At 72.7% G+C, this 14,977-nt stretch carries 10 protein-coding genes; 7 read left to right on the forward strand and 3 right to left on the reverse strand.

Features of this window, described 5'->3' with window-relative positions; genetic code table 11:
* Positions 1-75 precede the first annotated feature (75 nt).
* From ACTIGN_RS09390 to ACTIGN_RS09400, 3 genes are all read right to left on the reverse strand, one after another.
* Positions 76-1,707 (reverse strand): multiheme c-type cytochrome, encoded by a 1,632-nt coding sequence (locus ACTIGN_RS09390; protein WP_439623122.1) that lies wholly within the window; start codon positions 1,705-1,707, stop codon positions 76-78.
* Positions 1,708-1,779: 72 nt separating this feature from the next.
* On the reverse strand, positions 1,780-3,255 hold the full coding sequence (locus ACTIGN_RS09395; protein WP_439623124.1) for a multiheme c-type cytochrome: 1,476 nt from the start codon (positions 3,253-3,255) through the stop codon (positions 1,780-1,782).
* Between the two features lie 54 nt (positions 3,256-3,309).
* Entirely contained in the window at positions 3,310-4,716 is a 1,407-nt protein-coding gene (locus ACTIGN_RS09400) for a multiheme c-type cytochrome (RefSeq protein WP_439623126.1), read from the reverse strand.
* Positions 4,717-4,995: 279 nt separating this feature from the next.
* On the opposite strand from ACTIGN_RS09400, the gene ACTIGN_RS09405 reads away from it, so the two are divergent.
* From ACTIGN_RS09405 to ACTIGN_RS09435, 7 genes are all read left to right on the forward strand, one after another.
* Positions 4,996-6,342 (forward strand): protein kinase domain-containing protein, encoded by a 1,347-nt coding sequence (locus tag ACTIGN_RS09405; protein ID WP_439623128.1) that lies wholly within the window; start codon positions 4,996-4,998, stop codon positions 6,340-6,342.
* A 141-nt stretch (positions 6,343-6,483) separates the two neighbouring features.
* Positions 6,484-7,365 carry a hypothetical protein gene (locus tag ACTIGN_RS09410; RefSeq protein WP_439623130.1) on the forward strand — a complete coding sequence of 294 codons (882 nt, stop codon included), beginning with the start codon at positions 6,484-6,486 and terminating at the stop codon, positions 7,363-7,365.
* A 145-nt stretch (positions 7,366-7,510) separates the two neighbouring features.
* Positions 7,511-9,103 carry a cytochrome c3 family protein gene (locus ACTIGN_RS09415; RefSeq protein ID WP_439623132.1) on the forward strand — a complete coding sequence of 531 codons (1,593 nt, stop codon included), beginning with the start codon at positions 7,511-7,513 and terminating at the stop codon, positions 9,101-9,103.
* A gap of 262 nt (positions 9,104-9,365) precedes the next feature.
* Complete coding sequence (locus tag ACTIGN_RS09420; RefSeq protein WP_439623134.1) at positions 9,366-11,348, forward strand: NADH-ubiquinone oxidoreductase-F iron-sulfur binding region domain-containing protein; 1,983 nt, start codon at positions 9,366-9,368, stop codon at positions 11,346-11,348.
* Positions 11,349-11,401: 53 nt separating this feature from the next.
* Positions 11,402-11,695: a hypothetical protein gene (locus ACTIGN_RS09425; protein ID WP_439623136.1), complete on the forward strand. Its 294-nt coding sequence runs from the start codon at positions 11,402-11,404 to the stop codon at positions 11,693-11,695.
* A gap of 208 nt (positions 11,696-11,903) precedes the next feature.
* The gene (locus tag ACTIGN_RS09430; RefSeq protein ID WP_439623138.1) at positions 11,904-12,113 is read left to right on the forward strand and encodes a type II toxin-antitoxin system VapC family toxin; all 210 of its coding nucleotides are present in this window, start codon (positions 11,904-11,906) and stop codon (positions 12,111-12,113) included.
* Positions 12,114-12,143: 30 nt separating this feature from the next.
* A complete protein-coding gene (locus ACTIGN_RS09435; RefSeq protein WP_439623140.1) occupies positions 12,144-14,927 on the forward strand; it encodes a cyclic nucleotide-binding domain-containing protein in 2,784 nt (927 codons plus the stop codon).
* Positions 14,928-14,977 lie beyond the last annotated feature (50 nt).

The raw sequence follows: 14,977 nt of genomic DNA on the forward strand, positions 1-14,977 counted from the left end.
GGCGGGGGGGGGGCCGGCCCCCCCGGGTGTTTAAACCCCGGGGGGGGCCCCCCCCCCCCCGCTCGCCAATTCCAATTACTTCCCGCCGGTCAGGCCGAGGAAGGCGTCGCGGAACATCATCGACTCGAAGGCGTTGACGGCCTTCATTCGCGGCGGGAACTGGGCCGGCACGGGCGCGCCCTCCGTCCCCTTCGCGGAGTACGGCTCGACGCGGACGTTCAGCGGGAACACCTTCGACAGCCCCTGGAGCTTCCCGTCGGGCAGCGGCAGCTTCGCCTCCTTGGCGAGCGTCAGGTAGCCCCACGACAGCACCATCGCCGCTTCCGCGTCGGCCAGCGAGGACGGGCCGGTCGCCGCCCCCTGGATCATGCCGAGGAGCCGCTTGGCCTGGTCCGGGGTGTACAGCGGGGCCGCGGCCTCGCACTGCACGGCGAGGAACGCGTCGCACCACTCGACCACGCCCTTCGCGGCCGCCTGCACCGCCTTCGGGTCGCCGAACGGTCGCGAGGTCGCGGCCTTCCGCAGCGCCGCCCACTTCTCCTCGAACCCGGCGGCCTTGCCCTTCAGCCCGCCGGCCTCGATCCCCTCGGCGTGCTTCGCAACGAGCGACGCGGGAACGCCGGTCGCGGTCCGCAGCGTGGGCCGGCCGGGGACCGACTCGTACCCCCGCTTCTGCCGCTCGCTGGGGTACTTCAGGTCGTGGTGGCAGGCGTAGCAGTCGAACCGGGCGAAGTCGATCCCGTCGCCGCCCTTGATGCTGGCCTCGGCGTCGGCCAGCATCACCTCGGCCTCGGCCCGCAGCGCCGCGATCGCGCCGACGGCGTAGTGCCGGGTCAGGTACGACTCGTCCTTCTCGGGGTGGAAGTGGAACTTGCTCCACCGGTCCTCGGCCGGGAGGCCGGCGAAGTACTTGAGCTTCGGGTCGGTCGGGTACGCCCAGTGCTTGGGCTCGGCCTCCATGTACGACGCCAGCTCGAACGGCGGGAGCGGCGGGTGCCCGGCCGCGTACATCTCGTGGGTGACGACCTTGCCCTCGGCCGAGTTGCCGATGTGGCACGACGCGCACAGCTTGGCCTTCACCACCGGGTTCCGGAGGTCGGCCATGCCCCGCTCCCACTTGTAGTCCGGCCCCTTCGACCGCCACGGGAGCGGCTGGCCCTCCTGGTCCGGCGTCTTGTAGTGGTCCGACTGCCACCGCTCGTACAGCCCGTGGCACACGGTGCAGTTCACCCCGCCGTCGGCGGTGGCGAAGTCCTTGTACTTCTTGTCGGCGAGCGGCTTCGTGGGGCTCTTGTCGGCCGAGTGGCACGCGAGGCACGCCGGGGCCTCGGCGACGTTGTACTTGAGGTTCGCCGACATCTGCTTGCCGAGCGGCCCGGTCAGGCACTTGGTGGCGTGGCTGTGGATGTCGGAGTTCACCCAGGTCTCGGACTCGTTGAGCAGCACGAACTCGTCGGACTGGTACACCTTGAGGAACTTGGCGGCCTGGCCCTTGGTCGAGCCGACGTGGCACAGTTCACACGCCTGGATGCCGGCGGAGAGGTCGCCCGCGGTGTCCCGCGTCGGCCCCTTGCCGAGGTAGTCGCACCCGGGCGCGGCCGCGGGCCGCGGGTCGGCCTTGTCCTGCGGGGCGGCCGGGGTGGCACGCGACCCGGAGGCGAGGCCGAGAACCACCGCGCCCGCCGCTACGCCCAACGCCGTCAGCATTCGCCACATGGCATTCCCCGGGTGTCTGCTCTGCGAGGCCCCCGGCCCGGTCGGCCGGGGGCGAAATGATCGTTACCGGCCGCCGGTCGCGTCGAACAACTCGCGGAACGAGTCGCGGACCCGCGTCCGCCTGGCGTCCCCGAACCCGGCCGGGCTGTCGAACCGCTCGCCGGGCTTCCGCTTCGGGAACTCCAGTTCGCTGGCCAGCCCGAACACCGGGCCGCTCCACCTGGGCTCGTTCGCCCGGCCGCCCGCGGCGTGGTACATCGCCGCGGCCCCGAGGTAGTGCGCCGAGTTGGCGTCCCAGTCGTAGTCCGCGAGCAGCGCCCGGTCGGCCGAGAGCGCGTCCGCCGCGAGGGCGTGCGCGAACTTGCGGGGCGCGGCCGGGGCGAGCGGGGGCATCTGCCCCTTGTCCTGCGCGGCCTGGAGCGCCGCGAGCCACGCGTCGAGTTCCGCCACCGCGCGCTTCGCACGGGCCGCGACGGCCTTCGGGTCCGGTGACCGCTTTTGCATCAGTTTACGAAGTGCGGCGAGTTCGCGCAGCCCCGGCGGGGCCACCCCCGGGAAGGCGTCCGGGCACAGCTCCGCCGCGACCCCCGCCGCCGCGGTCGACCACAGCTCCCACCCCGGGACGCCCGCCGTCCGCCGCGGGTGCGCCGCGTCGCGGCCCACGTCGCCCCCAGTGACCGACTGGTGGCAGGCGTAGCAGCTCAGGCCGGCGAACTCGGGCCAAGGGGTCTTGCTGTCGCTCGCGGCGGCCCGCTCGGCCCGGACCCGGAGCAGATCGGTCGCGGCCCGGAGCGTCACGGCCTGGCCGACGGTCCACGCCCGCACCTCGAAGTCGGGCTGCGGCAGCACCTCGTCCCAGTGGTGCCGGTACGCCGGGTTGAACTGGAACCGCGTGTACTCGAACGCGAGCCGCGGGTGCCCGGCGGCGATCAGGTCGTGGTTCACCTCGCGGTCGGCGTCGCCGACGTGGCAGGTGACGCAGTTCGTCATACGGGCGACGAGGTTCTTCCCCGGGACGAACCCGTAGTCGGTGTACTTGGTCTCGTTCGAGAGCGCCTTCCACTCGGGGAGCATGTGGACGTTGACCCACTTGTCCGACGGCCCGTGGCACGCCGAACAGCCGACCCCCTCGCTCATCGCCTCCTCGGGCCTCACGCCCTCGGTGGAGTGGCACTTGAGGCACAGTGCCTCCCGGTGCGGCTCCTTGATGCCGAGCAGCTTGCCGATGCGGACCGAGTCGTCGTTGAACAGGACCCGGTAGGCGGTGGCGTGCGGGTCGTAGAGCTTGCGGTTGGTGAACGCCGTGGCGGCCCACGTCGAGTACTCGCTGCGGGGCGTGTCGAGCTTGCCGCCGCCGTGGCACGAGGCCGCGGCGCAACTGGTACTCGAGGCCGTCCCGAAGGGCGGCCGGGCGAGCCCGTAGGGCTTCGCGGTCGGCACGGGGGTGTCGCCGGCCGGGGGCGGGACCTCGACCCGCTTGAACAGCCCGGACCCGGCCACCCCGAACATCACGACCCCGACCACGACTGCTGATCGCACGGCTGGCTCTGGACTGAAGGTCCGCATCCTTGCGCGGATTCCCGAGCGGGGCGGCTAGGGCTTGACGAACAACTTGTCGAGCAGCGGCCGGGCGGCGGCCCAGTCGCGGCGGCGGACCGCGTCGAACGCCCGGTCGAACTCGCCCACCGGGCGGTCGATCAGCCGCGAGCGCTGGAGCGCCGCCAGCCCCCAGAGCACCTGCCCGTCGGTGTCCCACTCGGGGTTCTCGCCCACGCCGCCGAGGAATGCCTGCCGCGCCCGGCCCACCAGGTCAGCATCGGCCGCCCCGACGAGAGTCTGCCGCAGTTCTGACAGGTTCGCGGCGGATTGGTGAGCGAGCGGGCCGATTTCTCCGAACCCGGCCGGCCGCGCCCGCTGCATCGCCGTCACGACCGGTCGAACCGCACCGAACTCGGGGGCTGTGGTCACCGGCCAGACGGTCTGCCACTTGAGCGCCCCGAGCGGCCGGTCGCCGCGGGCCGCGGGCTCGCTCCGCCACGGCTCGGACAGGTCGTGGTGGCACGCGGCGCAGTTGAACTCGGCCAGTTCGGGCCACGGGGTGCGGGGGTCGCCGGCCCGCGCGCGGTCGGCCCGCGACGCGAGCAGCTTGCACGCGGCCTCGGCCTGCGCGACGCGGCCGACGAGCCACAGCCTCGCGTCGAACGCCGGGCCCCGCGGCTTCGGGCCGCTCGCCGTGCGCTCCTTCTCCTGCCAGTGCTTCGGCAACTCGCGGTGGAACTCGGCGAAGTCGAAGTTCAGCCGCGGGTGCCCGGCGGCGATCATGTCGTGGTTCATGTCGCGGACCGCGAGGCCGCGCTCCGGGTCCGCGGGCGCGCCCACGTGGCACCCGAGGCAGGTCGCCGCCCGGTCGCCGACGTCGAACAGCGGGGTCATGCCGACCGCGGCGTACTCGGCCCTGGTGTCGGCCCTCCAGGTGGTGTGCGGGCGGAGCCAGCCGCTCGCGTTCCCGTGGCACGACTCGCAGCCCACACCTTCCTGCCGCAGCGAAACGACGTGCGGGTCCTTCGAGTCGCGGGTGGCGAGGGCCGGGTTGCTGTGGCACGCGAGGCACCGCGCGTCCTCGGTCGCCGGGACCGGGCTGTGCATCCGCTCCATGATCTGGGCGGCGGTGGCGCGAACGGGCCGCACCGGCTTGTCGGTGAGCAGGCTGTAGGCGCGGGTGTGCGGGTCGCGGGCGGCCCAGCAGGTGCCGGACCCCTCCCAGGTGCTCGCGTCGAACGTGCCGCTCAGCGCCTTGCCCGCGGGGTTCCCGTGGCACGCGGCCGACATGCACCCGGTGTTGCCGACGGCGGTGTGCAGCGGGACGGCCGCGCCGGCGGGCGGCCCCGGCGGGGCCGGCACCGTGACGGCCCCGGGGGACCGGGCCTGGAGCCCGACCCACACCAGGACCGCGGCGGCGGCCACGGCGGCGATCGCGAGCGTGCGAGCGTTCGGAATCACGGACCCCTCGAGGCGGCTCTGGTGTGGCGCGGGTAGTGTGCGCGTTTGAGGTCTATCGTCTGGGTTTTCCGCACCCGAGGCAAGTCGATTCCCGCGATCGGGATCGGCGGCCGGACCGAATCGGCGTTGTCATCCCCACCGCGGTTGGCAAAATACGGTGGTGTGCCGAGCCGCCCGGGGAGTGTGATGGTCACCCATGCGACGTGTCCGAGTTGCAGCGCCCCCCTCGGAGACGGGGCCGCCGCGCCCCCGGCGACCTGCCCCAGGTGCGGGGCCGCGGTGCCCGCGGCCCCGACCGGGCCGATCAGCCTCGTCCTCGACGCCGAGACCGGGAGCCCGCACGCCACCCTCGCGTCGCCCCCCGGCATCCCGACCCCGGGCCAGTACCAGTTCCTCGCCCCGCCCCAGCAGAACGACGAGATCGGCCGGCTCGGGCCGTACCGCGTCCTCGGCCCCCTCGGGTACGGCGGGATGGGCGCGGTGTTCCGCGCCGAGGACCCGACCCTCCAGCGCGAGGTCGCGCTGAAGGTCATGCTCCCCGAGCACGCCGCCGACCCCGACGCGAAGGCCCGGTTCCTCCGCGAGGCCCGGGCGCAGGCCAAGGTCCACCACGAGCACATCGTCGCCATCTTCCAGGTCGGCGAGGACCGCGACGTCCCGTACATCGCGATGCCGCTGCTCCGGGGGATGACGCTCCAGGCGGCGCTCCAGGCGAACCCGCGGCCGCCGGTCGCCGAGGTGCTGCGGATCGGCCGGGAGATCGCCGAGGGGCTCGCCGCCGCGCACGAGCAGGGGCTGATCCACCGCGACATCAAGCCGGCGAACGTCTGGCTCGAGGGGAAGCGGCTCCGGGTCCGCATCCTCGACTTCGGCATCGCCCGGATCACCAGCTCCGACGGCTCCCCGCGGACCGTGCTGACCGGCAAGGGGATGGTCCTCGGCACGCCCTCGTACATGTCGCCCGAGCAGGCCCGGAACCTCAAGCTCGACGCCCGCAGCGACCTGTTCAGCCTCGGCATCGTCATGTACGAGATGTGCGCCGGGGCGCTGCCGTTCGTGGGCGAGAACGTCGTCGAACTGCTGACCGCGCTGGCGATCGAGACCCCCCGCTCGCCGGTCGAGGTCAACCCCGCCGTGCCGCCGGCGCTGTCGGCCCTGGTGATGCAGTTGCTCGCGAAGAAGCCGGCCGGCCGGCCGCCGTCGGCCGAGGCGCTCGCCGCCGAGATCCGCCTGATCGAGGCGGGCGCGGGCGCGCCGCGGCCCCTCCCGAACCAGACGCCGCCGTCGTTCGCGGCCCTGGACCCGGGGGCCGACCCGTTCGCCGCCTTCGATTCCCCCCGGTCCGTACCCGACTTCAACCTCGTCGAGCCCTCGGCGCGTGCGGCCGCGCTCGCCGCGGTCCCCGTTGCGACCCCCGCGTCGGGGGCCGTTCCCATGGCCACGGCGGTTCCGACGGCGGCGCTGGCCCACGTGCAGGTGCCCGAGGCCGCCCCGGCACCCGCGGCCGCGCCCGCCCCGGGGAAGGCGGAGGCGAAGGGGAAAGCGGACTCGCAACTCTGGGGCGTCGCGGTCGGGATGCTGTTCGCCGCCGCGCTCATCTTCCTGATGGCCCGCCTCTTCGGGTGACCCCGCGCCGCCGGTCCGGCGGGGGGCGGCGGTGGCGTCCGATCTTCAAGTTCCTGACCGCAAGTCGTTGACCGCCGCGCCGCGGTCGCGTACCTTACCCTTCACTAACCACCATAGCCCCTAAGCCCTGCGGAGCCGCGCGTGCTTGTCGGAAGGACGAGATCGGTTCGGGGTCGGGTCGCGTACATCGTCGGCGCGACGGTCGCCGTCACGGTCGTCGGGGTCGCCCTCGCCGCGGTCGGCGCGGCCGCCGGCCTGTGGGCGTGGCCGCCCCAGCCGAGCAGCCCCCTGGGCGTCACCCTCGGGTTCGTCGCCGGGGCGATCGTGTTCTTCGAGATGGCGCTGCTGGGCCGGAAGCGGCTCCGCGGCTACCGGCTCGGGTTCGCCCGGGTGTGGATGTGGCTGCACATCTGGCTCGGCCTGGTCTGCCTGCCGGTCGTGCTCGTCCACGCGGGGTTCGGGCTCGGCGGCCCGCTCAGCGCCGCGACGCTGGTGCTGTTCCTGCTCGTCACCGCGAGCGGCATCTGGGGGCTGATCCTCCAGCAGTGGCTCCCCCAGCGGATCCTGGCGCACGTGCCGCAGGAGACGATCGCGTCGCAGATCGACTACGTCGGCGAGTACCACGCCCAGGAGGCGGCCCGGCTCGTTCACGCGCTGGTGACCGTGCCGCCCGAGGCCGAGTCGGCCGAGCCGTCGGTGATCGGCCCCCAGGCGGCGGAACTGCTCGCGTTCCTGGACCAACTGCTGCTGCCGTACCTGCACGTCGGGAAGCGGTCCGGGTCGCCACTCGCGTCGCTGACCGAGGGCGAGCAGCGGTTCACCCGGTTGCGGGCCGCCGTGCCCGAGGTCGCCGCCCCCGCGGTCGAGCGGCTGCACGAACTCGCCGGGCTCCGCCGCCAGTGGGACGCGCAGGCGCGGATGCACTTCTGGCTGCACAACTGGCTGGCCGTCCACCTGCCGCTGTCGGCCGCGATGGCCACGCTCATGGTGCTGCACGCCGTCAAGGCGCTGAAATACTGGTGACCGCGGGTTGTGGTCCGCGGCCGGGCGGCGGTACACTGGTGACTTCCCTTACTACTCAGGAGAGTCGGCGGCGGAGGGCTGGCGCGGGTGGGGCGGACCCGTCCCCCCTGACGGTCACCCGCTCGCTGCCGTCCACGGATCGCATATGCCTCGCTCACCGAGCCGCGACCTCTCCGACCGCTACACCGGCAACCGGCGGTACTTCCGCCGGCCCGACGGCCTCCGCGGCGGCCGCTACCTCCTCGCCGCCGTCGCCTTCGGCCTCGCCGCCCTGTGGGCCGTCGCCGAGGTCGCCGCCCCCGCCAGGGTCGCGTACTCGTTCAGCCACGGGCCGGTCGCCAGCCCGCACGCCGCGTGGGAGAACGACTGCGCCGCGTGCCACGTCCCGTCGTCCACCTCGGGCATCAGCGCCGCGTCGATGTTCGACACCCGGACCCGGTGGCAGGCGATGACCTGCGAGAAGTGCCACGCCGGGGCCGCCCACAACGACAACCTGACCGCCACCGGCCGCGAGTTCCACGCGCAGTGCTCGAACTGCCACCGCGACCACAACGGCCGGAACTTCTCGCTCGTCCGCCTCGCCGACTCCGACTGCACCCGGTGCCACGCCAACCTCCCCGCGAACGCGGCCAACGGCAGCCCGAAGTGCGAGGCGAAGGTCACCAACTTCGTCACCGACCACCCCGAGTTCCGGCCGCTGAAGGCGCCGCCCGAGCGGACCCTCAAGTTCAGCCACTCGCTGCACATGAACCCGGGCCAGGCGCACACGAAGGGCGGCCAGGAGGCGATGACCGTCGGCAAGCTCCGGACGCTCTCCGGCGAGGCCGCCGTGGGCCGGTACACCGATTCGAAGAACGACGCCGACCTCGTCACCCTCGACTGCGCGTCGTGCCACCAACTCGACAGCGGGGCCGGCACGAAGGGGTACGACAAGTTCAAGCTCGCGCTCGACGCGGCCGGCGACCCGACGCGGTCGGTGCTGCCCGCACGGGCCGCGGGCGCGACGCTCCTGCCGATCAACTTCGAGGCCCACTGCCGGGCGTGCCACCCGCTCCGCGCGCCGGACGGGGCCGCCGGGAACCTCGTGATTTCCGGGTTCGACGTGCCGCACCGCAAGCAGGGCGCGGACCTGACGGCCGAGGTCAGCGGCGGCTACCTGCGGTCGCTCGTCGCGAAGGACCACCCGGCCCTCGCGCAGCCGGCCGGCCCCGGCGGCATGGTCGACCAGCCGCTCGCCCAACCGGCCGCCACACTCCGTGGTGCTGCCGATGCGCTGACCGCGAAGGCGCTGCCGCTGCTCGCCACCGGTGCGGGCGGGTGCGCGAAGTGCCACGACGTGACGCCGGCCGCGGGCGACGCCCCGGCGAAGGTCGCGAAGCTGCCGAACCACTCGGTCTGGTTCCCGTGGGCGCTGTTCGACCACACGGCGCACCGCGGCGCGACGTGCGCGACGTGCCACCCCGGCACGGCCGCGGCCTACGCCGCGCCGGGCACGCAGCTCGTCGAGAAGGAACCGGTGCAGATTCTCGGGATCGACTCGTGCAGGGCGTGCCACGCGCCCGCGGGCACGAAGGTGACGCTGCCGGACAGGACCGCGATCGCCGGCGGCGGCGTGCGGCACGGTTGCACGGACTGCCACCGCTACCACAACGCGGACCACGGGCTCCAGGGCCGCGGCGCGAAGGCCGGGTTCCCGGCCAAGCCGCTCGACCTCGCCGACTTCCTCGGCGGCAAGTGACCAACGATTGCGTTGTCGAAACCCTGGCGAGACCCGCACAGGTGATCGGCGGGCCGCCACGGAGGGCGGCCCCGACAAACCAAATGCGAATGTCGGGTAGGGGCCGCCCTCCGTGGCGGCCCGCGTGAGGCGAACGATTCCGACGGATCGACCAACGATCTGACCCGGACTCGGGGGGCGGGAGCCCCCCGCGTCCGGGTCAGGGCCGAAGACTCGGGGGGCTCCCGCCCCCCGCTCGCCGAGACAACCAACGGGTTAGCTCATGATTGTGCAGCGGCTCCGCGAGATCCAGAACCGCCACGGCCACCTGCCCGACAAGGACCTGCGCGACCTCGCGCGCGAGACCGGGGTGCCGCTGTACCGCGTCGAGGAGATCAGCAGCTTCTTCCCGGCGTTCGTCCTGGAGCGGACCGACCCGGCCCCGACCGTCGTGCGGGTGTGCCGCGACATGGCCTGCCACCTCCGCGGGGCCGGCGAGCTGCTCGACCCGAAGAAGGGGCTCCCGGCGCTGGCCGACCAGCTCTCCAAGGAGACCGGCAAGAAGGTGTGCGTCGAGGGCGTGTCGTGCCTGGGCCGGTGCGACCGCGCCCCGGTCGCGTGGGCCGAGCGGCACCCGATGCCCGAGCACGTCCACGCCTGGGTGTACGCCGGGAAGTCGCGGGGCGAGCTGGAGCACCTGGTCCGCACCCTCGCGACCGGGGGCGAGGCCCCGCCGGCCGACGACGACGCGAAGTACGCCCCGCACACGAACGCGACCACGCCGGTCGAGATCGACGTGTACGCCCGCGAGGGGTGGCCCCGCGACTACCGGGCGGTCAAGAAGTTCATCGACTTCCTCGCCGCGCTCCCCCGCGGGCTCCAGCGGCCCCCCCGCGACCTCGGCGGCCGGGAGCTCGACGCGTTCGTCAAGGAGAACCACCCGCTGCTGGCCGAACTCAAGGCCGCGGGGCTGCTCGGCATGGGCGGGGCCGGCGCGCCGGCGTACCAGAAGTGGCTCGACGTGTGGCGCGAGCCGCCGGGCGAGAAGTACGTCGTCTCCAACGGCGACGAGAGCGAGCCGGGCACGTTCAAGGACCGCGAGATCATGCTCCGGATGCCGCACCTCCTCGTCGAGGGCGTCATCCTCGCCGGCCTCATGACCGGCGCGACCGCGGGGTACATCTACGTCCGCCACGAGTACCTCGAACAGATCCACGAGCTGCGCGAGGAGATCGCCCGGGCCGAGCAGATCGGGGCGTGCGGCCCGAACGTGTTCAACACCGGCCGCGCGTTCCCGGTCGAGGTGTTCGAGAGCCCGGGCGGGTACATCTGCGGCGAGCAGTCGGCGCTCATCGAGGCGATGGAGGACCGCCGCAGCCAGCCCCGGAACCGCCCCCCGGAACTGACCACCAACGGCCTCCGCGACAAGCCGACCGTCGTGAACAACGTCGAGACGCTCGCCTGGACCCCGTTCATCATCAACCGCGCCGGCACGTCCTACGCGGGCCGCGGGTGGCACGTCCCCGGCGAGGGGAAGACGGCCGGGTTCGGCGGCCGGCGGCTGTTCTCGGTCAGCGGCGACGTGAAGCGGCCCGGCGTGTACGAGGTGCCCATCGGGCTGCCGTTCCGCGAGCTGGTGGAGAGCCCCGAGTACTGCGGCGGCGTGATCGGGAAGCTGAAGGCGATCGCGACGTCGGGGCCGTCGGGCGGGCTCCTCCCGGCGCGGCTCCCGCTCGACCCGAAGCTCGACGAGAAGAAGCGCGCCGAGGCCGTGGCCCGCATCGCCGAGCGCTCGAAGAACGACGCCGAGGTGATGGACTGGTTCATCAAGACGTACATGCCGCCGGGCGAAACGAGCGTCGACCTGCTCGGCGTCCCGCTCGACCTGAACTTCTTCCGCAACCTGAACTCGCTGCTCCGGCTCCCGGTCGAGGCGATGCTCGGGGCCGGGCTCGTCGTGTACGCCGAGGGCACCGACGTCCTCGACCAGGCGGTGAACTTCACCGAGTTCTACCGGAACGAGTCGTGCGGGAAGTGCGTCCCGTGCCGGCTCGGGTCGCAGAAGCTCGTGCAGATCGGCTCCGAGTTGATCGCCAGCCGGGCCACCGGCACGAGGGCCGAGGGCGCGGGGGCCGACGTGAAGGAGATCACCAAGGCGCTCCAGCTCACGTCGATCTGCGGCCTCGGGTACGTCGCGCCGATCCCGCTGGCGACGGTGATGGCGTACTTCCCCGACGACGTGGCGAAGAAGCCGAACGGGGCGTGACCCGGCGGGCGGCGGGGCTGTTACAATGCACCGTCCCGTTCCGAGGTGGCGTCATGAACCTTCCCGTACTCGTAGTGCCGCACCCGCCGGGCTTCCGCGCATCAACCGGTGGGCCGCTCGATCTCGTTGCCGACGGCCCGACGCCGGACGCCGCGCTCGAGGCGCTGCGAACGATGGTCGCCAAGAAGATCCCGCCGGGTGGGCAACTCCGGACGCTCACGGTGACGGACGTGGACTCCATGCTCTCGTCTGCTGCCAAGCTCGGGGAGAGCCCGATGTTTGAGGACTGGGTCAAGGCGGTTGAGGAGTACCGCCGAGAACACAACACCGTACCGGACGCCGACTGATGGCGGTCTACCTCCTCGATTCAACAACGCTCACGCACCTCCAGCGGAAGCACCCGCGGGTGAGGGCCGCAGTGGCGGGTCGAACCGGGGAGACGGTCGGAACCACCTCGGTGAATGTCGAGGAGGTCGTCGGCGGCTGTTCACGTTGCTCCGCCGCGCGAAGAACAATGCGCAAGAGGCGTTCGCGAGCGAGCAGCTTGCCGAGGCGATGAGGTTGCTTGCCCACTACCCGATCTTTGCCACGACCGAGCCCGCGCTGGACCGGTTCGACCAGTTGGTCCGCCTCAAGTTGAACGTCGGGAAGATGGACCTGAAGATCGCCGCCGTCGCCCTCGAACTCGACGCGACGGTCGTGACCGACAACGCGATCGACTTCGGCCGCGTGCCCGGACTGAAGTGGGAAGACTGGACCGTTTGAGTTCCGAACGCCGCTCACCTGAGACGTGTCATGCCTGACGCTCCCGCCGTTGCGACTGAAGATGTTCTCGCCTCCGGCCGCGAGGAGGAGTCCCTCTTCGCCCGCGACGACAACGACGTCCTCGTGCGCCGCGAGAAGGAGACCCGCGAGCGGTTCCAGGACATCGTCACGGTCGTCCTCGACGGGTACTCCGTCGACGTGCCCCGGGCCGTGCCGAAGACCGACGCGCTGGGCAACCCGCTCCGCGACACCGACGGCGGCCTCGTGCCCCGGACCACCACGATCTACGACGCGGCGCTGCAACTCGTCGAGCAGGGCGTCTGGACGGAAGACGACCTCAAGGCCCGCATCCCGGTGCTGTGCCACCAGCGGCACGTCGCCCCGGTCGCCGTGTGCCGCATGTGCTCGGTGCAGATCAGCAGCATGAAGCGGGGCAAGCTCACCCCGGGCCGCAAGCTCGTGCCCGCGTGCCAGCACCGGGTCGAGACCAACATGGTCGTCACCACCCGGGCCGGGGTGGACGGGTACAACCCCGAGACCAAGGACCAGGCCGACATGAAGTCGGTCGAGCGGTTCTCCGCCGACGTGAACGGCTCGGTGAAGCTGCTCGCCGAGTTCCTCATGGCCGACCACGCGCACCCGGACCTCGGCAGTGCGAAGCGGTACGACAACGAACTCGGCGCGGTGTTCGTGACCCTCGGCGTGGACCGGGTCCGCAAGCGGCTGGAGCGGGCCCCCGAGCTGCCGAGCCGGAACACCGCGGCCGCCCGCGAGCCCGCCAACCCGTTCGACCCGCTCCTCGCCCCGTCGCCCAAGCCGCGGCACCTGTCGCTCCCGCTCGCGCCCGACGGCCACGAGCAGGAGCGGGCCGGCGGCTCGGGCGCGCACCAGGCGTGGGAGGACTGGAACGCCAAGGTCCACGACGGGTACCCGTACTCGTCCCGCACCGTGGTCGTGGACCACGACAAGTGCATCCTGTGCGACCGGTGCGTGCGGGCGTGCTCCGAGGTCAAGCCGTTCAAGGTCATCGGCCACACCGGCAAGGGGTACGGCACCCGCATCAGCTTCGACCTCGACGCGATCATGGGCCAGTCGAACTGCGTCCAGTGCGGGGAGTGCATGACGAGCTGCCCGACCGGGGCGCTGTCGCTGCGGCGGCGGGTCCAGCCCCGGGCGTGGGCCGACTCGCCCACGCAGATCCCGGTGAACCCGAACACGCCGTTCCCGGCCGACTCCGGGTTCCTCACGGCCGACGAGATCCAGCAGGTGTGGCTCCGGTACGTGAGCCCGACCCGCGGGCCCCGCGTCGTGTTCCCGTTCCAGTCGGTGCCGTACGCCTACCTGAAGTGGAACGAGGGGGCGGTCCGCAAGTGGGAGATCGCCCCGGGCCAGAAGAAGGTGCTGTGCGAGGAGGGGCAGTACGGGAGCACCGCGTTCATGCTCCAGGGCTCCGGCACGTTCGAGATCTACTCGCGGATCGAGGGCACCTCGCAGGCCAGGCCCGGGTTCTTCGCCCGGCTGTTCGGGGGCGGCACGCCCAAGGGCGACGCGGGGTACGGCCCGCTCGTCCGCGTCGCGACGGGCGACGAACTCGTGCTCGGCGAGATGACGTGCCTCACGCACCGGCCGCGGACCGCGTCCGTCATCGCCGTGGCCGAGCCGGCCAACCCGGGCCTCACGCTCGCCTCCGACGCGCACGGGCGGTACACCGCGACCCTCGACCCGCGGACCCCGGGGCCGGTCGTGGTGTACGAGGTCACCCGGAACATGCTCGACATGATGCTCCGGTCGGCCTCCGCGCGTGACGACCTGCAGGAGATGTACACGTTCCGCGCGATCCAGGCGTGCGTCACCGGCGGCGACCTGTGCAAGCCGCTCAACGCCGAGCAGCGCGAGCGGGCGACGATGCTGCTGCTCACGGAGGGGGCCGAGTTCCGCCGCGTCGAGGCCGGCGACGGCATCGTCGCCGAGGGCGACCCGGCCAGCGACTTCTACATGGTCCGGCTCGGCACGGTCCGCGTGTTCACGACCATCGGCGGCCGCGAGCAGGTGGTGCGGTTGCTCTCCGCCGGCGACCACTTCGGCGAGGGCGCGTTGCTGTCCGACCGGCCCGGCATGCGGTCCGCGTCGGTGGCGGCGCTGGACCCGGTCGAACTGGTCCGCGTCCCCGGGGCGGTGTTCCGCAAGCTGTGCGACACGTTCCCGGTGCTCCGCGAGTCGCTCGGCGCGGCGGCCCGGCCCGCGGTCGCCGGCGTCAAGCACGCGACCACCCCAGGCGTGCTCAGCGAGTACGTCCGCCAGGGGCTGTACCAGGGGCAGCGGCTGCTCGTGCTCGACCTGACGAGCTGCACCCGGTGCGACGAGTGCACGCGGGCGTGCGCCGACTCGCACGACGGGAACGCCCGGCTGCTCCGCGAGGGGCTGCGGTTCGGCGACTTCCTCGTGGCGACCTCGTGCCGGTCGTGCCACAAGCCGTACTGCATGGAGGGGTGCCCGGTCGACGCGATCCACCGCCGCGGGCAGCACCTCGAGGTCGTCATCGAGGACCACTGCATCGGGTGCGGGCTGTGCGAGCGGAACTGCCCGTACGGGTCGATCCACATGGTCGCCCGCGAGCAGCCGAACCCCGCGGCCGCCTCGCACCCGACCGGCAACCCGATGGTGACGGCGGCCCGGCGGGCGGTGAACTGCGACCTGTGCAAGGGCGAGGAGCCGTTCTGCGTGCAGGCATGCCCGCACGTCGCGGCGCACCGCATGACCGGCCCGGACCTGCTCGACGAGGTGCTCGAGCGGCTCGGCCGCCCGGTCGCGTGACCCCGGGTGTGTCGAGAAGGGCCGGGTGTGCCGGCCGCGCCACACGCGCG

The sequence above is a fragment of the Gemmata sp. genome (assembly GCF_051859125.1).
Lineage (GTDB): Bacteria > Planctomycetota > Planctomycetia > Gemmatales > Gemmataceae > Gemmata.